This window comes from Acidicapsa ligni (genome assembly GCF_025685655.1).
Classification (GTDB): Bacteria; Acidobacteriota; Terriglobia; order Terriglobales; family Acidobacteriaceae; genus Acidicapsa; species Acidicapsa ligni.
Map to the genome: position 1 here is coordinate 255,704 of NZ_JAGSYG010000002.1, position 21,799 is coordinate 277,502.

At 55.1% G+C, this 21,799-nt stretch carries 13 protein-coding genes; 11 read left to right on the forward strand and 2 right to left on the reverse strand.

Annotated features, from left to right (window positions below):
• Positions 1 to 489: 489 nt before the first annotated feature.
• Complete coding sequence (locus OHL19_RS07520) at positions 490 to 8,496, reverse strand: beta strand repeat-containing protein (RefSeq protein WP_263357026.1); 8,007 nt, start codon at positions 8,494 to 8,496, stop codon at positions 490 to 492.
• 259 nt (positions 8,497 to 8,755) lie between these two features.
• Here OHL19_RS07520 and OHL19_RS23040 point away from each other — a divergent pair, with 259 nt between their 5' ends.
• From OHL19_RS23040 to OHL19_RS07530, 3 genes are all read left to right on the forward strand, one after another.
• Positions 8,756 to 8,944, forward strand: coding sequence for a LuxR C-terminal-related transcriptional regulator (locus OHL19_RS23040; RefSeq protein ID WP_396126746.1), 189 nt, complete (start codon positions 8,756 to 8,758; stop codon positions 8,942 to 8,944).
• Between the two features lie 218 nt (positions 8,945 to 9,162).
• Positions 9,163 to 9,789, forward strand: a complete 627-nt coding sequence (locus OHL19_RS07525) for an acyltransferase (RefSeq protein ID WP_263357027.1) — start codon at positions 9,163 to 9,165, stop codon at positions 9,787 to 9,789.
• A 23-nt stretch (positions 9,790 to 9,812) separates the two neighbouring features.
• A complete protein-coding gene (locus tag OHL19_RS07530) occupies positions 9,813 to 10,241 on the forward strand; it encodes an acyltransferase family protein (protein WP_396126684.1) in 429 nt (142 codons plus the stop codon).
• Positions 10,242 to 10,454: 213 nt separating this feature from the next.
• On the opposite strand, the gene OHL19_RS07535 is transcribed toward OHL19_RS07530, so the two are convergent.
• Positions 10,455 to 11,345 carry a hypothetical protein gene (locus OHL19_RS07535; RefSeq protein ID WP_263357028.1) on the reverse strand — a complete coding sequence of 297 codons (891 nt, stop codon included), beginning with the start codon at positions 11,343 to 11,345 and terminating at the stop codon, positions 10,455 to 10,457.
• A gap of 381 nt (positions 11,346 to 11,726) precedes the next feature.
• On the opposite strand from OHL19_RS07535, the gene OHL19_RS07540 reads away from it, so the two are divergent.
• The 8 genes from OHL19_RS07540 to OHL19_RS07575 all read left to right on the forward strand — a co-directional run bounded on the left by OHL19_RS07540 (position 11,727) and on the right by OHL19_RS07575 (position 21,795).
• Positions 11,727 to 12,314: a hypothetical protein gene (locus tag OHL19_RS07540; RefSeq protein ID WP_263357029.1), complete on the forward strand. Its 588-nt coding sequence runs from the start codon at positions 11,727 to 11,729 to the stop codon at positions 12,312 to 12,314.
• Between the two features lie 712 nt (positions 12,315 to 13,026).
• Positions 13,027 to 13,650, forward strand: a complete 624-nt coding sequence (gene rpsD, locus OHL19_RS07545) for a 30S ribosomal protein S4 (protein ID WP_263357030.1) — start codon at positions 13,027 to 13,029, stop codon at positions 13,648 to 13,650.
• 128 nt (positions 13,651 to 13,778) lie between these two features.
• Positions 13,779 to 16,052, forward strand: coding sequence for a TonB-dependent receptor (locus OHL19_RS07550; protein WP_263357031.1), 2,274 nt, complete (start codon positions 13,779 to 13,781; stop codon positions 16,050 to 16,052).
• 28 nt (positions 16,053 to 16,080) lie between these two features.
• Positions 16,081 to 16,302, forward strand: coding sequence for a hypothetical protein (locus tag OHL19_RS07555; RefSeq protein ID WP_263357032.1), 222 nt, complete (start codon positions 16,081 to 16,083; stop codon positions 16,300 to 16,302).
• Positions 16,303 to 16,359: 57 nt separating this feature from the next.
• Entirely contained in the window at positions 16,360 to 17,343 is a 984-nt protein-coding gene (locus OHL19_RS07560) for a sirohydrochlorin chelatase (protein WP_263357033.1), read from the forward strand.
• Between the two features lie 355 nt (positions 17,344 to 17,698).
• Positions 17,699 to 19,828 carry a sigma 54-interacting transcriptional regulator gene (locus OHL19_RS07565; protein WP_263357034.1) on the forward strand — a complete coding sequence of 710 codons (2,130 nt, stop codon included), beginning with the start codon at positions 17,699 to 17,701 and terminating at the stop codon, positions 19,826 to 19,828.
• Between the two features lie 372 nt (positions 19,829 to 20,200).
• A complete protein-coding gene (locus tag OHL19_RS07570) occupies positions 20,201 to 21,097 on the forward strand; it encodes an alpha/beta fold hydrolase (RefSeq protein ID WP_263357035.1) in 897 nt (298 codons plus the stop codon).
• Positions 21,094 to 21,795, forward strand: coding sequence for an alpha/beta fold hydrolase (locus OHL19_RS07575; protein WP_263357036.1), 702 nt, complete (start codon positions 21,094 to 21,096; stop codon positions 21,793 to 21,795). The genes OHL19_RS07570 and OHL19_RS07575 overlap by 4 nt, the downstream gene beginning before the upstream one ends.
• Positions 21,796 to 21,799: the final 4 nt, after the last annotated feature.

Below are 21,799 nucleotides of genomic sequence, written 5' to 3' on the forward strand. Positions count from 1 at the left end.
GACTACTCGGACAGGCGCAGGATCAGTTGTCGGCGACGACAGGAGAAGCATCCGGATGCTTCTCGAATGTCCAACTCTCCCAAAGCCAATGGGGACGTGCGGTCACCCGTGCAGTTGCCTGATACGAAAGCATTGACCGATACCATCGTTCAATAGATTCTCCTCTATACGTCTGCATTCATGACAATTGTGCGGCGCCTCGGAATTAAGCGAAAAAGCACTGCGCTTTGGAATTGCGAGCTGAAGAAGTTCGATGTGCATCTTCGGATCGAAAGTGTCGGACCAGAGGTGCGTGCCCGAATTCGTACGGAACTGCTGTGCCTGATACTCCGTATCAACGGCATATCAGATTCGAGGATATTGCTTTGCCTCTGCGACTGCGCCCACATCGCTCTGCAAACTGCCTACGAATATGCGGATCTGGATTGGTCTATTCCGAATACCGTCGACAGAGGGTCTCGATATGATGGCTCGAGCTTGAGGTTTGCGTTACTGCACGTCGAGCGTAATGGTGGCGGATTGTTGGATATTGCCGCTGGTCGCCGTTACTTTCAGGGTATACGTCTCCGGCGGTGGCGAGGAGCCTCGGCTGTGACCGCCGCATCCTGTAAGAACAGCGGCCACAGGCACACAAATCAGAGCGAGCGATAACAGCCTCAGCATCTGGTTCATCCTGCGTCTGGATTTGCGCATTCCTCCGGCAGCGAAAAATGGAAGAAACAGAAGAGCAAGTGTTATTGGCGGCAGCTTTCTTCCTAAAGCAGGAGCAGGCTGTATCGCGGCGGAGGCGGGTGCCTGGATGGTCAGGGTGACAGTCTGTTTTCCTGCGTTAGCTGCGACTGTAGCGGGCGAAAAGGTTGCCGTCGCCCGGGGCGGAAGTCCACTGATGGAAAAATTTACCGGACCCGCATAGGAGCCATAGAGCGGATCCAGGTTGAACGGATAACTAACCGAACTTCCTGGAGTAACGGTCAGAGTGGTCGGTCCCGATATGGTGAGACTGAAACCGAGCGGAGCTACGGTCACGGTTGTGCCTGCGGAGGCATTGCTGCCTGCGAAGTTTGTGTCACCACTGTAGGCAGCAGTCAATGTGTGGGTCGTTCCGGCCGCAAGGGATATGGTGGCATAACTGGCTGTGCCTGCAGAAAGAGTCGCGGTGTTTAGCAGGGATGTGCCGTCGTAAAAGCTTATGGTGCCGGTCGGCGTGCCGGATGTAGCAGAACTAACCTGCGCGGTCAGAGTCACGCTCTGGCCTGGAGTGGTTGAAGTGCTGCTGACCTTCAACGCGGTCGTTGAAGAAGCCTGAGTGATATTCAAAGCCCCATTTGTGATCGCCGCTGCGTAATCAGAGAGATTGGTTCCGGTTACGCTCGGGACGATCGGATACGTTCCGGCGTTGGAGGTGATGGTAGCGGTGGTGCTGAAGGTTTCGATGAAGGTGTCTCCATCTTGCGCGCCAGTTACCTTGCCGCTGAAAGCCGGATTGGGGGTGCCGTAGACCCTGGTTGCATTGTTGGCGGTGATCGTCAGGGCTGGTCGATTGACGATCAGGGTTTGCGTGACCTGGAGCGCAGGCGGATATGTTGTATTCCCGGCCTGGTTTGCGGCCACTATGATCGTGCCTGCCCCGCCCACGACCATTGTGTTGCCGCTGATTGTGCCGGGGCCTGAAACGACACTGAAGCTGACGGGGAGGCCTGACGTAGCGGTAGCGGACAGCACAATGGGAGCAACGCCATAATTTACAGGACTGGCGAGAGTGAAGCTGATGGTTTGTGACGATTGCGCAGGAGATACATTGAAGGCATTGCCTGGAGGCGACGAGATGGCAATCGATCCATTGAGAGTCAAATTCGCAGTAAGGGTATCGCCGGTGCCTGTTGCGCTTACGCTCAGGGCGGAATACGTGGCGATGCCGTTGCTGGGGGAAGTTGCAGCCGATCCGCCGGAAAGCTTGCCATTGCCGGTCAGCGACAGAGGGATCGTCACCGAGCCACCAGTGAAGCCGTTGCCGCTTTCGTCGAGTTGCACGGTGGGAGCCGGACTCATAGATTTGTTTTCCGTCACTGCCGACGGTTGTTGCACGAAGGCCATAGAGTAGTTGGTCTGCACCGCACCCGCATCCTGACAGGTGTTGCTGCCGTAAACAGTCGTACGCGGCAGACCTCGCTGGTCAGTTCCGGCAGCGCTTGAAGGATTGATGGCGCAGATCGCCACGCTGCCCGGCAACGGAATCATTGTCTGCGTAGGGCCACCATAATTGCCCAATGCCGACAGGTTGGCTGCTATTCCGACGATGTTGCCTAAGACGCCATTTGCAGGGCAGTTGCCGTTGCCGCCGGGGTAGATCATGCATTCTGCGCCGGTGTCTCCGGTCAGGATGCTGTTAAAGACCTCAAGGGTGCCATAGTTTGCGATGGTTTCGTCGCCTGAGTTGCTGGTGAAAGTGCTCCCGTTCACGTCGAGCTCGCCGCCGTAATTAAAGATTACGGGCTGGCCGTTGGGTGCGGTATTCCCGAAAACAGTACTGTTGTTCAGACTCACTGTGACAACGTTGAAGAGGATGCTGGCAGAGCCTGAACTGTTCCCGGATAGAGTGCTGCTATTCACCGTGAGATTACCGGAGTTGTTAATCGCGCTACCTTGCTCTGATTTATTGTTTGAGAGCGTGCTGGCGTTTATGGTCAGAGAACCATCGTTCGTAATGAGTCCGCCCGAGCCGCCATTGGTGATGATCAAAGAGGTAATGGACGTATTACCGCCGGACACGGTGAAGATAGATTCCTGGCTATTTGCTCCTCCTCCACCAGATACAGTTACGAGATTGGTAAGCTGCGATCCACTTCCTGAGGTCCTGCCGATGATCGAGGTATTGCCGGGGATGGTGAACGTCCCGGCGCTGCCAAGCAGGATTGTTTTCGCAGCGGCAAAGAGTGTTGCATCGAAGGTGATTTTTCCTGCGACATCGTTGGCTGCATAGAGCAGCGCGTCGCGCAGGCTGCATGCGGCGTCAGTGCCCTTATCCGGATTAGCCTGCGGCGTGCAATTGGCCTTGTTACCGGCATCATCGCTGCTGGTGGTTACGACGAGGTTCGGCGTAGACGCCGCGGAGACAACGATGCCACTGGAGACGCCGATCAAAGTGTTATTGATGGTATCGGTTGCCGTGATTGTCTGTGATCCTGTGGTTCTCAAGGTCGCGGTGTAGGTTCCTGTCCCATTTGTAAGTGGGCTGTCTGCGGGCAATGTCGCGGCTGTGTCGTTACTGGTGAAGTGAAGCGTGGTTGAGTAGTTTGTGACGGGAGCATTGCTTGCATCCAAAGCCTGGACGGTGAAAGAGACAGGTGTTCCTACCGTGGCTGTAGCCGGCGCCGAGACTTCAAGATGTGTCACGGGTAAAGCAGCGACAGTGATGCTTGCCGAAGCGGAATTTCCGCGGGCCTGCGCAGTGATGACCTGGCTGCTTGTATCCACCACTGAACCGGCTGCGATTCCGGTCACACTCACCGACAGCACGCAGGAGGAAGCCTTCGGGATCGTTCCCGCGGTCAACGTGATCGAAGACGAACCTGCTGTCGCGGTTGCCGTTCCGCCACAGCTGTTGGACAGGCTGTTCGGTGTTGTCACGACCAGGCCTGCAGGCAGCGTGTCACTGAAGGCGGTAGTGGTCAACGCTACGCTTGCGTTGGGATTGTTCAGGGTGAAGGTCAGCGTGGTGGCGCCTCTGAAGGGAATAGACGCAGCGCCAAATGCCATTTGCAGGACTGGCGCGGAAACGGGGTTCGCGGATACGGTGAGCATGGCGTCTGGATCTGTGGCGATGGAATAGGCAGGCGCAACCTGGATTGTGGCCGAGAGAGTATCGGTGCCGGGAGCGGAGACCGACAGACTGCTGAAAGATGCTCCGATGCCGCTGACGGTGGTTACCGGACCTAATCCGGTTGCAGCGCCGGTTCCGGCGAATGTGAGAGTGACCGGTACACCACCTGTGTTTTGTCCACTTTCCGTGACGGAGACGATCGGTGTTGGGCTGGGGCCGGTGGGCTGATTTGTCACGGCGTTGTAGCCGGAGCCTGCATTGGTGAATTGCACCGACTGGAAATTAGTCTGGACAGCGCCTAGATCCACGCATGGATGGCTACCGGAGAAACCGGTGTACGTGGTATTGAGACGAGGAAATCCACGCTGATCCGTCGTGATGCCCACGGGTATAAGTGCGGGGGAACCTGCGCAGATCGCTGCGCCGCCTGGCAAGGGAAGCATGGTCGGGGTTGGGCCGCCGAAGTTGCCGATAGACTCGAGCGGCGCATTGATAACGTTGTTTGGAGTGCTGATCAGGTTGTACATGCTCTGCGTGCCGCAGCCGTCGCAGTCGTCACCAGCGGCGGGGGCTGTGTTGCCAGCTACAATCGTGTTCGTCATCGTCAACCGGGCCGGGCAGCTATAGTAGAAACCCTGGTTGTTGTAGATGCCGCCACCTTGACCTTGGGCCGTATTGCCGCTAATAGTGCTGTTGTTGATGGTTATCGTGCCGCAGAGGTTGTGAAGAGCGCCACCGTCACCGGCAAGAGCGGTGCCGCCGTCCCCTGGCGGGGAGGCCATGTTGCCGAAGAACGTGCTGTTATTCAGGATCACGGTTCCGTTGTTGAAGATCGCCCCGCCGCTGCCAGACAGCGTATCCTCAGCGTCGGAATTGCCGAAAGCACCATTGCCGGTGAAGGCGCTGCTGTTCACAGTCAACGTTCCACCGTTGTAGATGGCTCCGCCGTCGGCGAAGATAGGGCTGCCGTTTGGTTTGTATTGCCCTGAGGCGTTATTGCCGGTGAAGATGCAATTGCTGATTGTGAGAGTGCCCTCGTTATCAATGCCGCCGCCGGAGCCAGCACTTCCGTTCGCAATCGCAAGTCCGGAAAGGATGACGGACCCTGGACCGCTGACAATCAAGATGCCCACCACGCCCGCGCCGGAGACGGTAACCACATTCGCTCCCGGTCCTTGAATCGTCATGCCTTGGCTTACGGTCAGCGGCGCTGTCAGGCTGATCGTGTTTTGGGCCGCGGAATTCGAGGACGCGAAGATCTTCGAATCGAAAGTGATCACGCCCCCGCTTGCATTGTTTACATAGGTGATCGCATCGCGCAGACTGCAAGCCTTGTCTGTCCCAATGCCCGGCTTGCTTTGAATCGTGCAATTGGCGGCATTGCCAGCGTCATCGGCAGCCGTGGTCACCACCAGATTGAAAGGTGCATCCACGACGATGCCGCCGGAGACGCCGGTCAGACTCGCGTTCTGGGTATCGGTGGCTGTGATGGTCTGCGTCCCAAGCGTTATCAGAGTCGCGACAAAGGAGCCACTGCTTTGAAACAACGTGCTGTCTGCGGGCAACGTCGAGGCAGCGTCGGTACTGGTGAAATGCACCGTTCCCGAGTAACCCGAGGTCACGTTGCCGTTGATGTCGTAAGCCGTGACCGTCAGGTTGATCGGTGTTCCGGTGACAGCTGTGGGAGGCGCGGAAACGACGAACCTGGCTGCCGGTCCGGCAGCCACACCGATCGGGGTGGTGCCGGTGATGGTCGCGTGCATCGTATCCGTGACGGTAATAGTCTGGTTTACGGCTGTAAGCAGCGTGACGGTGAACGTACCTACTCCACTGCTCACGGAGGCATTGGCGGGTAAGATGGCCGCCGGATCGCTGCCGGTGAAATGTACTGTGCCGCTATAACCGGTCGCCGTTTGATTGTTCGCATCCTGCGCTGTCACTGTAATGCTGAAGGGAATGCCCGCAGTCACGTTACCTGGCCCCGTGATCGCGAAGTGCGTCGCTGGATTGCCTGCAACCGTGGTTACGTTGAAGGGGCTGCTTGTGGCTGTCAGCGTATCTTCAGGCACGATGAGCAGACTTGTGGACAGAGTGTCCCCCGTTCCTGCCTGATTCACAATCAGGTTGCCAAACGTGGCGACGCCGCCACTGGAAATCTGCGTCGTTGTGCCCTCCAGCGCGCCCGTACCGTGAAATGTAACCGTGACGGGAATGTCATTCACTGCATCGGTGTTGTTGGGTGCGGGGAGGTCCGGGTTTGTCTCCAACACCTGCAGGGAGGGAGCAGGCGTGATCGCCTCGCCTGCCGCGCTATTTGTCGGTTGTTGAACGAAATTGACTGAAGTGTAGTGGGTCTGTACGGCGCCGGCGTCCAAGCAGGGACTGCTGCTGTATCCGGTATAGGTGGTGTTGAGACGCGGAAAGCCCCGTTGATCGTTGATAAGACTGCCGGGAAGAAGCGCCGGGGAACCCGCGCAGATGGCCGCACTGCCGGGTGCGGGAATCATGGTGGCCGTAGTGCCGCCGTGGCTACCCAAAGTCGAAAGTGAAATATTGCTCACCCCAACCACATTGCCGTTGATGCCATTTTGAGGGCATCCATCGCCGTTGCAATCTCCGCCACTGTCATTGACCAGGACGCTGTTGGTCATGGTGAGCGTGCTGCCGAAGTTGGCGACACCGCCGGCGGAGGTGCTGACCTGGGAGCTATTGGAAGAGAACGTACTGCTGGTTACGTTCAATGTACTGCCGTTATAGATTGCTCCACCACCAAATCCGAATCCGGAGCCGCTGCCAGTATTCCGTACCAGGTTGGCATAAAAGCTGCTGTTGATAACCGTCAGGACATTGTTATTGGAGATTGCGCCGCCGTTGGTGTCTGAGAAATTTCCAGAGAAAGTGCTGTTAAGGACTGTTGATGTGCCGTCGTTATAGATTGCGCCGCCGGCCCCCTCCGCATAATTGTTAGAGAGGCTATCGCTATTCATTACGAGGGTGCCGGTGTTTTGAATGCCTCCGCCGTTGCCGAAAGACTGGGAGCCGGAGATTGTACTGTCTGTGACAAGAGCTGTACCGGAGTTGCTGACAGCGCTGGAACCACTGGAGAGACTGCTGTCGCTCACAATCAGCGTGCCTGAGTTGACGATGCCGGTGGCATTGGCGCCAGAAACGGTGCTATTGCTCAGCGACAATGTGCCGGAGTTGACGATGCCCTGGGATTGATTGACCGCCTCTCCTCCACTTGGATTGATGGTGACTCCGGAGAAGACGGCATCCGCTCCGGCGTTCACCGTAAGCATGCTGCCGGAGAGGACAGTCGCGTTTTCGCCAGCGATTGTCAGCTCATTCGCACCCGGCCCGCTGAGATTCAGATGCCCCGAGATGGCCGGGAGCTGACCGATCAGCATGATAGTGCCAGAGGAAGTTGAGTTGACCAGGCCTGCTTTAAAGACGATATCTGCCGAGCCACCTGTGGCGACCGTTGTGAGAGCAGCGCGCAGAGTGCAGGTGCTTCCGCAGGACCCCGACGTACTGTCCGAGAGCGTAGTTACAGTGAGGTATCGGGTTTGTATCGCGCCCAGATCAATCTGAGCGTTTGCCGAGGAAGGACGATTGAAGCCGCGTTGATCCGCAGCCAGCTCCCCGATTTGATAGCTTCCCGCGCCGATCACCGGGCTGCCCGGCATCGGAATCATCGTTTGTGTGGGGCCACCATTCCAGCCCAATGCACCAAGCTGAGGCGCGCCGCCGATGAGGTTGCTTGAGCTTTGCGCGCCGCAATTGTCGCAATCGTCCGACCCAAGTACGCCGCCTGTGGTATTTCCAGCGACGATGGTGTTGATGGCGGTGATCGTGGGCGCAGGCGAATCGGACAAGTTGTTGAAGATGCCGCTACCGCTTGTGCCCGCAGAATTGCCGGAGACGGTGGTGTTGTTCAGCACAATTGTGCCACTGTTGTTATCGATGCCGCCTCCGCTGGCTCCTGCGGAATTACCGGAAAAGGTACTGTTCGTCACTGTGAGCGCGCCACTATTCTGGATTCCGCCGCCGAGAGTGCTCGCCGAATTGCCCGTGAAGGTGCTGTTGTTTACGGTCAGATTGCCGGCGTTGTCGATGGCGCCCCCGTTGGTTGCGGAATTGGTGGAAAATACGCAGGCTGTGAATATAACCGCGCCACCTGAGATCAGGACGCCGCCTCCCGCCCCGTTCGTTGCGGCGCGGCCATTGGCGATGGTCAAGCCTGAGATCGCGACAGCGCTGGAGTTGATGGAGAACACAGTCGCGCTGTTGCTGCCCGAGATGGTCAGCAGGTTTGCGCCCGGGCCCTGAATCGCGATGTTCGTACTGATTGAGAGTGTTCCGCCGGTCAGGGCAATAACCTGTCCATCCAGGGAGTTGGCGAAGGTGACAGTGTCCCCGGATTTCGCATGGTTGATTGCATACCGCACCGAGTTGGAGTCAGATGGGCTATCTGTCGTGTCAGACACCGTCCACGTGGTCGCGCCAGCACTCGATGCGAACAGACCAAAGCAGAGCAATACCGCAATCAAGCCGGGCAGACGAAGTGTTGTTCCGTCTTGACTGGGCTCCGTAATTCTTCGCATCAACCAGTAAGTAGCTCTGGGAAGAAAACTAAGAAGCATTCCACTTGTATGCGCAGACCTGGCTTTGGCCATAACGATAACCTCCAGAACCGCTTGAGAGAGCCATGAACAGAATCGTGGAAGGACGCAACCAGAAAAGTTGCAATCGTTGATGTGGAAGTATTTATTCCAAAAAACAATGCTGAGTCAAGACCTATTTATGCCACACTGCAACGTCCGCCAGTTTTAGCGGAGGCGTTTCAAGTTATCGCATCCTCGCCGAATCAGCGCGCCGAGCGAAATCGGCATGAAGCAGGGAATGTAAGAGTCCTACGAAAAAAGTAGTAGCGAGCTGACCACTCGCGAGCAGGAGATGATGGAATTGGTGGTCGACGGTCTGCAGAAGAAACAGGCAGTTGGAAAGCTTGGAATCAGGGAGATAACGTTGCAGATCCATCACGGGAAAGTTGAGCGTTTCAGGCAGTGTGACAAGGGCCCTGAGCTGTTTAGTTTCAGGAAGGTATTTGCTAATCATGGATAGAGATAACAGATACATTCTGGAATGAAGGCTCACGTCACCATTCGCACAAAATTACTACTACTCAACACATGCAGACATTCATTACTGATTGGTCAACGAATTGGCGATTTATGTTTGATTGGTTGAGTGCTGGGACACGATCTGTGCCAGCTTTCCATGACACCGTTTTCGCAAACGAGGCCCTGCTATCATTTCCGGAGAACTGAGGGCCTTACATCGTGACCGTCTCAACTACTCCGACTGCCATGCGTCACCGCGGCTTCGACCTCTTGCGCGTTATCGCAATTTATATGGTCATGCAGATCCACACCGGTGAGTTCGAATACATAGCGCCAAACGGCACGGTGCTGCACACGGCGGGATCCTGGGCTGTGGGGTGGACAAACTCGCTCCTCCGCGTCTGTGTGCCGCTCTTTGTCATGATTACCGGATTCTTCTTGTTCCCAATCGGAGATGAGCGCAAATTCTTCCGTAAACGCTTCACTCGCGTATTGATCCCATTCTTGATCTGGTGCGCGGTTTACTCATTTTATTACTACGGGCAAGGAGCGATCTCTATACAGACCGCGTTGCTCAACATTGCCAAGATTCCCGTCAACTACGGCACTGAAGTAGGCCATCTGTGGTTTGTCTATATGCTGATGGCGATCTATCTCATCGCGCCTGTATTCTCGCCGTGGATCGTTTCGGCAAGCCGAAAGAGCATGGAACTCTTCCTGGCGTTGTGGGGCGTGACCTTATTGCTGCCCTTCATTCATCTATTCTCAGAGGTGTGGGGCGAGTGTTATTGGAATGCAACGCCACCCTCTACTACTTCTCCGGCTTTATGGGCTATGCGGTGCTAGCTGCTTATATCAAGAGATTCTGGATGGCGCCGTCATTGCGTATCGACTGGCTCGCCGCCGGCTTGATCGTTGTGGGTTACGCAGCTACCGCCGGAGGGTTTCTTTACCGGCTTGGTCACGAGCACGAAGTAAAGAATCTCGAGTTGACCTGGAACTTTACCGTGCTGAACGTTGCGCTCATGACGGCGGGTCTATTCCTCCTCTTCCGAAACATTCATGCGAATCGCAGCAACAGCCGCGGATGGCGGTTGATCGACGATGTTTCGCGTATGAGCTATGGCATGTATCTGGCGCACATCATCGTACTCAATTCGATTCACTCTCTATTGGCGCCTATGCTTGGAAATGCTTTTTTGCGTATACCAACAATTGCGCTGACTACGTTCGTCATCACTTATCTTGGAGTCAAGCTGATATCGCTAGTGCCGGGGAGCAAATATGTAATCGGCTAAGACTTCCAATCCAAGAGAGGCCTTACCAGCCGTTGTCGGCAGGGGGATGACATCCTCTATAAAGGCAGGATTGGGCTCGTCATTACGATGGCTTGCAACGAACGGTGCTACTTACAAGCGAGTGGTGGCAGTAAGATGCCGTGACGATGAAGGTGTAACCGTCAATGCAAGCATATTGAACCGGAGAACTAGATGGTTCTCCAAGTTTTCGAACTACTGTTCGATCGCTATCTCAATCTTGCGCAAAATGTAGTGGCGTGTGGAAACTCCGCATTTCGTAAGCGCCTCATCTTCGCAGGCGCGCTCAATCGTGGTCACCGGATTCTCCATCGTCGCGCGCACAATGTGTCCATCCTTCAGGCTTACGGTCATGTCCACAGTAAATGTCTCGATGCCCACGCCTGCTTCGTACTTGCCGTGCGCATTCTTGGCAATCTGCACCCAATTATTTACGCCTGCGCTCACCGGCTCTTGCATCCAGGCAGCCTTTAGCGGTACTGCCGGGTCATGTGGCGGCACGTGCTTCACTTCCACCGTGGCAGTCCCACCGATGGCATCCACTGACTTCAGAGTCATGTCAAAATCGATTGCGTCCTCGCCCACTATCACACGGGTACCATCCGCCCATGATGACGGCGGCATAGGGTTCTTGAAATAAAAATGATCACCAGCTTTTTTCAGCACACCCACCTTACTGGCGAGCCATAGGTCTGTGTAGAAGGTCAACATGTCGGTAACGGGGCCAATCATCTTTGGGTCCAATTTAGTCAGATCCGGCGCTGATGGATTCTGTTCAGGATCGAGTGTCAACTTCTGTCGAAAGTCCGCAGACGACAAAGCTATGGACGTAGGTTGCCCAGCGCTTGTCATGTGTATCCACTGGTACTCTTCGAAGAATCGTCCCGCATTGTCCTTCTTAACTACGCCTTCTGCGTCGATCTCGTAGTGCCAGGTTTCGTTGACGCCTTTCATGTGATACACCAACCTTTCGCCGTCCCGATACTGCCGGTGGAGCGGGTTCGCTATCGCAAAGCCGGCCTGGGCGTTCGAGCATGAAGGCCACCCGCACAGTGCCAAGAGGGTGAAAGCAACTTGCAATTTCATACCGGCTCCTTGAGCGAAGAGGAAGTGCACTAGCTTTTTTGTAAGCGATGCAATAATACGCGAGCCGATCTAACACCGGACACGAGCCCGTTGGGCCTATTGATTGTTGCGGTAGGATCGTCGGCAATTCGGAAATTACCTTTCAGTAACGTCCAGGTTGCGGGTGATTCGCCTGCAGCGCATTCAAGCACGCTTGAAACTTCTCGAAAACTTACCAATGAATGCATTTGCGATTTGGCACTAACTGAGAGCTCTAATCCCTTCATGTCTTTATCGATGGCCAAGCCATGAACTTCCTTCACCAGGGATACCAATCACACTAATTCTGAGGTGAACATTTCATTATTTTTCGCAACTGCTCAGAACCTCCGGGGTTTTAATTTGATCTCCACGAACGCCGACGGTATTCACTTCGTTCTGAGCGGGCCGGACAATCACATTCGCAACAGCTTCGTCACTCGCACTCTCGATGATGCCCTGGCCATCGACTCCATCGATCTCGCCACCGAAGTCAGTAAGAGTGGACCAAGGCAACTCACGGTGCAACGCAGCTTTTATCGACGCTTTCCGAATGGCACCGCCGTAAACTTTGTCGATCCCTCGACGGCTGAGGAACTGGCTGGCGCTGCGATCGTCTCGCAGAGCCCTGCCGGTTCCAGTTCGCCCACGCTCAACGGAACCGTCGATCTCACCTTTGACCGCGATCTTCCAACCACCATCGCGGCAGGCTATGGAATGGTCTTCGCCAAGGCAGAGGATCGCGGCGCCGGATCGAGCATCGAGGGAAATGAAGTCAAGGAAATATCCTTTGGCCGCGGCGTTTATATCGCTGGCGCGGAAGGAGTGAGCGTCGAACGTAATCGTATCGAGCACAGCAGCAACGCTGGCATCGGGGTTTTTCAAAACGTCACGTCTTATCCTGGCCCTCCAGCCCACGACATCATGATCGCAACCTTCAGCGCTCAATAGGTGCAAACGAGAACTCTCGTCCCTTGACAAGAGCGCGTTGACTCTTTTAATGGCGCGTGGCGATGCACGGAATTTCTCTCAAATGGACTACGTCTATTTCGATCCAGCTACGGGCGGGGAACTGGCACTGTGGAATCGAGGAATCAACAACACATGGGACGGAAGATTTGTCTTCTGGCTGAGCCCATTGCATTTCGGATATGACTGGGAACTTGCGATCAAAATCTCTGGGCCGCGCTCTGCCTCTTCTGTCGATTACAGGAGTGCGTATGTATTGGAACCGATACCTTGGCAAGAAGTGGAAACGGATCAAAGACCGAACGTATTCGTCGGGAGATAACGCTGTACTGGACTGATTTCTGTTGTTTGAGTAAGTCGGGTAGTGCGGACTTTGTTGAAGAAGAACTTCCTTCGATAGATACTGGGGGCTTTCCGCTATCATTAGGCAGTCGTCAGCCTCCGGGTTGTCGATCTCCGGCCTCCTTCGGTGCTTCGCCAAAAAGACTACCGGGGGAGGCCGTCTACCCTCTTCTCCCTCCTCAATTCTTAATCGGTACAGTTCGCTGATTGCCACTTGACGTAAATATACGACCAAAGTAGTCTGCATTTAAAGCAGAGAGCCGTGGAGTCTTTTGGCGAAGCGCCGCGGCCACTCTGGAGATCGATACGACGGTGTGTTTCAGCACATCGACCAGAAGGATGAAACGACGATATGAGTCAACGAAAGAAGTGGAAGATTCAGCGTGCGCTGGGTCTGGAACTACCAGGTCTGGGCAAGCCCGGTGCACTCGAAAAACGGAACTACCCTCCAGGGCAGCACGGCAAAGCCCGCAAGCCTAAGCTGTCGCAGTTCGGCGCACAGCTTCGCGAAAAACAGAAACTGATCTTCCACTATGGCATTCGCGAGGAGCAGTTGCGACGGTTCGTTCGGAAGGCGAAGAGTCTCCAGCCCAAGAATTGGATCGAGGCCCTGGTTGGTCTTCTTGAGCGGCGTCTCGACAATATTGTGTTCCGGCTGGGCTTTGCTCGCAGCATGGCGGCAGCGCGGCAGTTGGTCTCTCATGGCCACATCCTGGTGAACGGTCGAAGAGAGACTATCGGCTCGATGCTGCTTCATCCTGGAGCGGTCATCGAACTCAGTGAGAGAGCCAACCTGTGGGAGACGACACAGAGCGCCCGCAAGGCTCCGCGGCTGCCGTTGCCATCCTTCCTGCAATTCGAGAGCCCAGAGGGCATGGAACGAGGTGTGCTGCTCTCCATCCCTGATTCACGTCATATTCCATTCGAGTTCAACACGAGTCAAGTTGCGGAGTATTACGCAAAGCGCGGCGTTTGACGTAGTTGAGATAGGTACAGCAGTCCGATGGGGAGTCTTTTGGCGAAGCGCCCCTGAAGGATTGGAGATCGACAACCAGGCGGGGTGGTCCGCAATGGACGACCGCCGCAACCGCGAAAGGTGAGGCGATGCGAAGCGCTGTTTTTCTTGTTCTATTCATGCCTTTTCTTGCGAACGCACAGAGTGCATCGCAGCACGTGGATGGTCATGTTCTTGACCCCCACGGTTCCGCAATATCTCACGCAGCCGTTACACTGCGCAACTCGTTAAACGGGGCTGCACAACAAACTGAAACCAATGCCACGGGAGAGTACAGCTTCAACACTGTCTCTCCAGGCGAATATATCCTTACGGCTTCAGCAACCGGGCTGGCGGCTGCAGTTCGTACAGTGCAAATCAGACAGGGCATCGAGGCAACATCAGCCGACGTTTCTCTCACCGTAGCGACGGTGGAGCAGAATGTGACCGTGGTCTCCGCGTCGCGTGTAGAGGAACTGCAGCAGGATTCTCCGCTGCCTGTCGATGTGATCACGCGAGAGCGGATTCAACGGACGGGGTTTGAGAATGTAGCCGATGTTCTGAGTGAGTTGCCGGGTGTAGTTACGCGCAACAACGCGTCTTACTCCGGTTCGTCGCAGGAGCAGATCGACGGCATCGCTTCGCAGGATGTGTTAGTGCTGCAGGATGGTCTGCCGCTGGTTGGAGCTCGGGGGATCAACAGCGGCATCATCGATCTCGACGAGCAGAATATCGGGAGGCTGGATCGGGTCGAAGTGGTTCGCGGTGCAGCTTCTTCTCTGTACGGAACAGATGCTATCGGTGGAGTCATCAACCTGATTACGCATGAGCCGACGCATCCTTTTGAAGGCGGCCTGCGTGTTTCAGGCGGCACCCTCGGCGCTTTCGATGGGGATCTCGATGTGGGCTCGCAATGGAAGAAGCTTACGGCATTCACCGATCTTGAACTACATCGCATCAACTCATATCCGCTGGTTCCTGGCGATGAAAGCACTATAGGTGCTAACAATCAACGCTACGACGGCCTGGTGAAACTGGCGTACAGCTTCAACCCGCGTGCTTCGATTGCCTATAGCGGCAATGCTTATCACAACACGGCGGATGGCAAGAGCGCGGATATTACCGGTACGGCTGGATCGGGATACGATTACGCCGAGAGCCAGGACAGCACGCAGACGCACGCGCTGATCGGAAATTTCCTTCCTACATCGACGACAGCGGTGCAGGCGCGAGTGTATGAGGCGCGCTTCGATTCGAACTCGTACTCGAATCCAATCAATGCGGACGGTACTCATGGTGCGCAGTTTGACTACGGCAATCTCTATGAGCGCTATCACCGCGCAGATGCGACTGCTTCACAACAGATGGGTTCGTGGAACTTTCTTCAGGGTGGGGACGAGTGGGTTCAAGACTCTTATCGCGGCCTTAACAGGATCGTTGGTAATGACAACGGCCAACAGATCACGACCAACGATGTATGGCTTCAGGATCGGATTCAGCCGTGGAAGAAGCTCATCATCAACGTGGGGGGACGGTATGATCACCACTCGCTTTACGGTAATCATGTTGTCCCGAAGATTGGACTTGTCTACAAGATCGACGATCACTGGACTGTTCGTACTGCATACGGAAAGGGTTTCCGTTCTCCAACCATCGGCGAACTGTATTACCTGCTGCTTCATCCCGAGTACGGTTATCAGGTGATTGGAAATCCGACGTTGCAGCCGGAACGCAGCGAGAGCTATTCCGTGGGCGTTGATTACCAGGTGAACCGCTATAGCTTTGGGGTATCACTCTACCGAAACAATCTGAATCACCTGATCAACTATGTCATTGCCGGTGCGCCCGCGACGCAAGCGGATCTTGATACGTTGCTTGCACAGTATGGCATTCCGGCATCGTTTGGCGCGGAGCCCGGACTTTATACCTATGTGTACACCAATGTCGATCAGGCCTACACGCAAGGGATCAACCTCAAAGGAAGCGTGCTGCTTAACCACAATCTGCGCGTGGATGGCTTCTATGCATACCTCGATCCCTACGACGTGACTGACAAACAAACTCTCACGGAACGCAGTCGTAACGCCGGCTACTTTCGCACGGAGTATATTGCTCGACGCCTGGGACTTATCGCTAACATCCGAGGTAACTTCTACGGGCGCTGGTTGATTGATGCCGATAGCGGAACACATGAACAGGCTTATGCTTTGTGGAACTTCTACGCCTCGAAGGATATTACACACGGTATTCAGGCGTATGGAACCATCGACAATCTCGCCAACAGTCGCGACAGCCTTCTCAGGCAAACGTCACCATCGTATGACCGCACCGATTACGGAAGAACCTTTCGCATCGGGATGCGCTACACCTTTCCCCACGAATAACCGCCTTTAAAGGTTGAAGGGAGCAGCTATGAGCGACATCAACGTAATTCTTGCGGAGCGAACCGGGACCGGGGCTATTCGGCTTTGCGGTAGCGACTGCATTCACTTAAGCATCGGGCCGGTGACGATTAACATGGCGCCGGAGTTGTTCGCTCAGGCCGCGGTTCTTGTGAAGCAGGCGATGGAATCGTTATTGGTCATCATGGCCTCCGGAGATCTGAACCAACCACAAAGCTCATTGCCTAACTGAAAGCCCAGGGCCTAACTGAAATCTCAATGTCCAATTGAAAGATCGGAGCGTATTACCGTGCGGAAAATATTCTTGTTTGTCTTCGTACTATTCTGCTGCTTTGAGTTAAGCAAGGCTCAGGCGCAGAGTCCTTCTGTACCGGCTGCTGGTGAACCTCATGCGCGTGTCGGAGTTCTGCTCCTGGCGCATGGGGGCAGCGCCCAGGAATGGAACGAAGAGGTGCGACACGTTGCAGACCAGGTGGACCTTGTGATGCCGACCGAGATTGCTTTCGGCATGGCGACGAGATCTTCAATGCAGGCGGCTGTTGACCGTCTGGTGGCTCGTAAGGTCACTGCGATTGTGGCGGTGCCGCTGTTTGTCAGTTCGCACAGCTCTGTGATCGATAGCATCTCGTATCTACTCGGTTCCCGTTCGGCGGAGCCTGAGGATTTGAAGATGTTTGCGGAGATGGATCATGGCAGTGGCGGCATGGTGATGGACCACGGATCGATACGATCAATGCCGCATGATCCGAGCATGACCGCGGAAGCTAGAAAGCCGATTTCTTCACCGGTCCCTATTCGGCTGGCGTCCGCACTCGATCACCATCGGATAGTTGCCGACATACTTCGTGACAGAGCTGCCTCTGTCAGCCGTGATCCAGCGCATGAGGTCGTTGTGCTTGTGGCTCACGGCCCGGTTCCGGACAGTGAGAACAAATTGTGGCTTGACGATATGGCTTTACTGGCAAGCGAGATGGGGCAGCAGAGCCATTACGTTGGAATCGAATGCCTGACACTGCGCGATGATGCAGATGATCCAGTGCGCAGTGCTGCAACGGAACAGCTCCGCAAGAGAGTCGAGCAGATTAGCAAAGGCGGAAACACGGTGTTGTTGGTTCCGCTGTTGCTCTCGTATGGCGGCATCGAAGGTGGGCTTCGCAAGCGGTTGGATGGCCTGAGCTATAGGATGCCTTCGCAGGCACTGCTACCGGATAAGCGGATCGTGGATTGGGTGATCGACACGGCGGCTCTCTCGTCTACGAAGACAGTGCAGTAGGAGAGCTATTCCCTGTCTTGAGCGTAGAGGCAGCCTAACCGCGTCGGATCGATTTATCTTGGAAAAGGCTTCCCGCTTGGCCGGGAGGGTTGGGTTTCTTTTAGCTGAACCCCTGTAATCTGGAGCCGATTGTTCTGGCCAATGGTTTCCGTCACCCCATTCCTGTAGGGTATGGGGTGAGCTGCCCGATTGGGGAAATAGCTGGTCGAAGAAACGTACGAATAGGCCACTTAAGTTCCTTTGAGGTGATCTGGCCATCCCTATCTTGGTCGTAACGGACAAGTGCTGCGTCAATCTCGGACTACAATTTATCCATACGTTCTCCATGCGGAGAGGCGTTGAGAAATGAGAACTGATGGAGTATGTAACACAATCTGCTTCGAAGCTGGTATCGAGCACCGTGGATGCGCAGAACGCTCCAGGCCTGCTCTCTTCAAAAGCAGTGCTCGATATTCTGCGGCTAATCCTCGCGGGAGCTCCTTTGGCGGAGGTGCTCACAATCATTGCCCGGCTGGTTGAATCGCCGGACGACGGGACTTTGTGCACTATCTGGCTCCCCCATGAGGATGGGAAGCAGCTTTTTTGCGCGGCCGCACCCAGTCTTCCGGGGTTTATCTCTGGTGCTGGATCGATGGCGATCGGTCCAAAGGGTGGATCCTGTGGTACTGCCGTTTATCGCAAGGAACCGGTCTATGTAAACGACGTTCTCACTGATCCGGTTTGGGATATCTATCGTCATCGGCTCTTGCCTTTTGGGATTCGAGCAGTGTGGTCGCGGCCCTTGTTTACGAGCGAAGGCCGGGTTCTTGGGACGTTCGCCATTCATTATCGTGAACCGCGAAGCCCTGACGCCGCCGATCTGCAATTGATCGAGAACGCCGGGCATATCGCGGGAATTGCGATAGAGCGTCATGTCAATGAGGAGAGATTGCGGCTCGAAAGCGATCGACTACGGCTGCTTCTGGAAATAACGAACAGCATGACGTCGAAGTTAGATATGCATCGTTTAGTAGAGACGTTATCTACGGATCTGCTGAGAGTGATGCGATGTGACTTTTGCGCTTTGCTGCTGCCTGATCGCGACAGTGACGGATTGCGCGTAACCACGCTGTACAACCCGGAGCCGCGTGGAGTGCTGTCGGACGGAACGAGCATACCCCATGCCGGTTTTATATGCGGCAAAGCTTTTCGGATCGGCAAGAGTCCACATGTCAACCAATTTGAGAAAGGTTGCTATGACCTGGAAAGCTTCGTCGATGGAGCAGGTCAGAGTATCCACCGTCTGATCACGGCTGAGGGCTTGGTGTCGGGTTGCGGCCTCCCATTGATTGGCAGGAGCGGTGTCATCGGCGTGCTGACAGCGCTGAATCGGTCAGAGAGAGTTTTGGAGCAAGCTGACGTTACGTTTCTCGAACAAGCTGCCCTTCAGGTTGCCATTGCTGTTGAGAACGCGTTGGATTATGAGAAGGCGATAAGGGATCGCGACAAGGAGACGAAGCGAAGGCTGTATCTCGAAGAAGAGCTTCGCGCTGAGTTTGGGTCGATTGTAGGCGATAGCTCCGCGTTGAAGAGCGCGTTGCATTTGGTGTCGGTCGTGGCGCCGACCGATTCTAGTGTGTTGATTCAAGGCGAGACGGGTACTGGCAAGGAATTGATTGCCCGGGCTATTCACAATTTGAGCAGCCGCCGAGACCGCGCGTTTGTTAAGTTGAACTGCGCCGCGATTCCGCTTGGTCTCCTTGAAAGCGAATTGTTCGGTCACGAGAAGGGGGCATTTACTGGTGCTGTTGCACAGAAGACGGGGCGCTTTGAACTGGCCCACAAAGGAACGCTCTTCCTGGACGAAGTCGGCGATATTCCCCTGGAACTCCAGGCAAAACTGCTTCGAGTGTTGCAAGAGCAGGAATTCGAGAGGCTAGGGAGCAACCGGACTCACAAGGTAGATGTCCGTCTCGTTGCGGCGACGCATCGTGATTTGACTCTGATGATAAAGCAGATGACTTTCCGTGAAGATCTCTACTATCGGTTGAAAGTATTCCCGATCCATGTTCCAACTTTGCGGCAACGTGTGGAGGATATACCGAAGCTGGTCTGGCACTTTACAGAGCTGTATGCACGACGCATGAACAAGAGGATTGACACTATTCCTGCGGAGACAATGGATGCTCTCGTGCGATATCAGTGGCCGGGAAATGTTCGTGAGCTGCAGAATTTCATCGAGCGCGCAGTGATCCTTTCTCCTCATACTGTTTTGCGAGCACCCAGCTCAGAGCTTGAGCCTTTCAGCGCCGCAAGACCAGCGAACGCGCCAATGACGGGTCTGGAAGAAGTCGAACGAGATCACATCCTTCGCGCTCTTGAGGCCAGCAATTGGGTTGTAGGGGGTCGGAGCGGCGCGGCCGAACGGTTGGGAATGAAGCGCACCTCTTTTGTGTACAAGATGAGGAAGCATCGTATTGTTCGCCCTATTTCCTCCCGCGCATAGTTTGGGCTGACGCCCTGCGATGAAGTTGAAGCACTCTTCCTTTGCCGCAGTGAATTATGGAAGCCCAGATTCCCGACGGCGTGGGTACGATGGCGAATCGCTCACGCGACAAATCCTGCGACTAACTTCCGTCACTGTTGGATATTCGTCTCATCTTGGTCAGCGAGCGATGAACCCTTTTTGCCTTCGCATTGCCTATCTTGCGGGAAGACAAGGGGTTAGCTTTGCGCTTAAGGGCGGCTCAACAGTTCGGGTTTTGGCACTGCGAGTGCAATGAGAAATCCACGGGTGCTCGCTAGTTCCAGGAGAAAACCCAATCAAAGCGGAGATGCAACAGAAACTCGTCCACACCAACTAGAGAGAAGAGGCTTTATGAGTGCTGTCCTTGCCAAGTTCACGATACCGTTGACATCCGTTCATACAGTTGAAGCAGATGGAGTTGAGGTTTTCTACAGGACGGCCGGTGACCCCGATGCACCGGTTGTGCTTCTGCTCCATGGATTTCCCACATCGTCCTTCATGTTTCGCGAGCTTATTCCACGCCTGGCTGACCAGTTTAGAGTGATCGCGCCAGACCTGCCCGGTTTTGGGTTTACAAGAGTGCCTGAGACACGAGCCTATGCCTACTCGTTCGATGCGCTGGCACATACATTGGAGGCGTTCACGGATGCTCTCGGTTTAGAGCACTACGCGATTTACGTGTTCGATTACGGTGCTCCCACAGGCTTTCGCCTGGCGATGAGGCACCCCGAACGAATCACCGCGATCGTTTCACAGAATGGCAATGCGTATGAAGAGGGTCTTGGCGACGCGTGGGCGCCCATTCGAAAATACTGGTCTGAACCGACCGGAGAAAACAGGGAAGTCATTCGTCAAAACATCCTGAACTTTGAAGGAACTCGTTGGCAATACACGCACGGAGTAGCGAATCCGGAAGGCGTGACGCCTGAGTCGTACACCCTGGATGCCGCTTTGCTCGAACGACAGGGAAACAAAGATATCCAGCTCGACTTGTTCCTGGACTACGCATCGAACGTGAAGCTTTATCCGCAGTTTCAGGACTATCTTCGCAAATCAAAACCGCCTTTACTGGCGATATGGGGCAAGAACGATCCATTCTTCATTCCAGCGGGCGCTGAGGCGTTTCGTAAAGACCTGCCTAATGCACAGGTCCAGTTCCTGGATACAGGTCACTTCGCTATTGAAACGCACGTCGTAGAGATCGCTTCGGCGATGAAGGCGTTTCTTGCGAAGGAGGTTTCACGATGAGTTCCTCTTCTCCAATGGGCACAGCCGTGCTGGTTCATGGAGCCTGGGCTGACGGATCTTGCTGGAGTAACGTCATTTTGCCATTGAGGAACAAGGGATTCAATGTGACGACGGCGCCAATTCCTCTTACAACGCTTTCGGAGGATGCGGCTGCTCTTCGCCGCGTGATCGAAAGAACTACTGGCCCCGTGATCCTTGTGGGACATGCGTATGCGGGTGCCGTGATCGATGCGGTTGAAGACGAGCGAGTGAAATCACTGGTGTACATCGCGGCGCTGGCGCCTGATGAGGGGGAGACTGTCGCGGATCTCTTTTATCGGACGTCTCCTCATCCCAAGGCTCCCCAATTGGCTCCCGATTCGTATGGGTTGATCTGGATGCCGGAGGAAGGATTTGGCGATGCGGTAGCTCACGAGGCAGCTCCGGCGCAGTTAGCCATCATGGCCGCAGTGCAGCGGCCAATCTCGGTCAACTGCATCCAGGAGAAGGCACCTGCTCCGGCATGGAAGACGAAGCCTTCGTGGTTTCTTCTTGCCGAAGAGGACCGGATGATCAACCCTGCGACCCAGAAGTTCATGGCTGAGCGCATGGGAGCAAACATTCGTTCGCACAAGGTGGACCACACCCCGATGCATACGGCGCCGGAGCTCGTAATGGACATCATTCTGGAAGCTGCGCAGAGCACGTCAGCAAAATAAACCT

Bases quoted from the DNA above. Each gene is read 5' to 3' on its own strand.
- OHL19_RS07520 (WP_263357026.1), bottom strand. From the start codon at position 8,496: ATGGCCAAAGCCAGGTCTGCGCATACAAGTGGAATGCTTCTTAGTTTT.
- OHL19_RS07565 (WP_263357034.1), top strand. From the start codon at position 17,699: ATGGAGTATGTAACACAATCTGCTTCGAAGCTGGTATCGAGCACCGTG.
- OHL19_RS07555 (WP_263357032.1), top strand. From the start codon at position 16,081: ATGAGCGACATCAACGTAATTCTTGCGGAGCGAACCGGGACCGGGGCT.
- rpsD (WP_263357030.1), top strand. From the start codon at position 13,027: ATGAGTCAACGAAAGAAGTGGAAGATTCAGCGTGCGCTGGGTCTGGAA.
- OHL19_RS07550 (WP_263357031.1), top strand. From the start codon at position 13,779: ATGCGAAGCGCTGTTTTTCTTGTTCTATTCATGCCTTTTCTTGCGAAC.
- OHL19_RS07530 (WP_396126684.1), top strand. From the start codon at position 9,813: ATGGCGCCGTCATTGCGTATCGACTGGCTCGCCGCCGGCTTGATCGTT.
- OHL19_RS07535 (WP_263357028.1), bottom strand. From the start codon at position 11,345: ATGAAATTGCAAGTTGCTTTCACCCTCTTGGCACTGTGCGGGTGGCCT.
- OHL19_RS07575 (WP_263357036.1), top strand. From the start codon at position 21,094: ATGAGTTCCTCTTCTCCAATGGGCACAGCCGTGCTGGTTCATGGAGCC.
- OHL19_RS07570 (WP_263357035.1), top strand. From the start codon at position 20,201: ATGAGTGCTGTCCTTGCCAAGTTCACGATACCGTTGACATCCGTTCAT.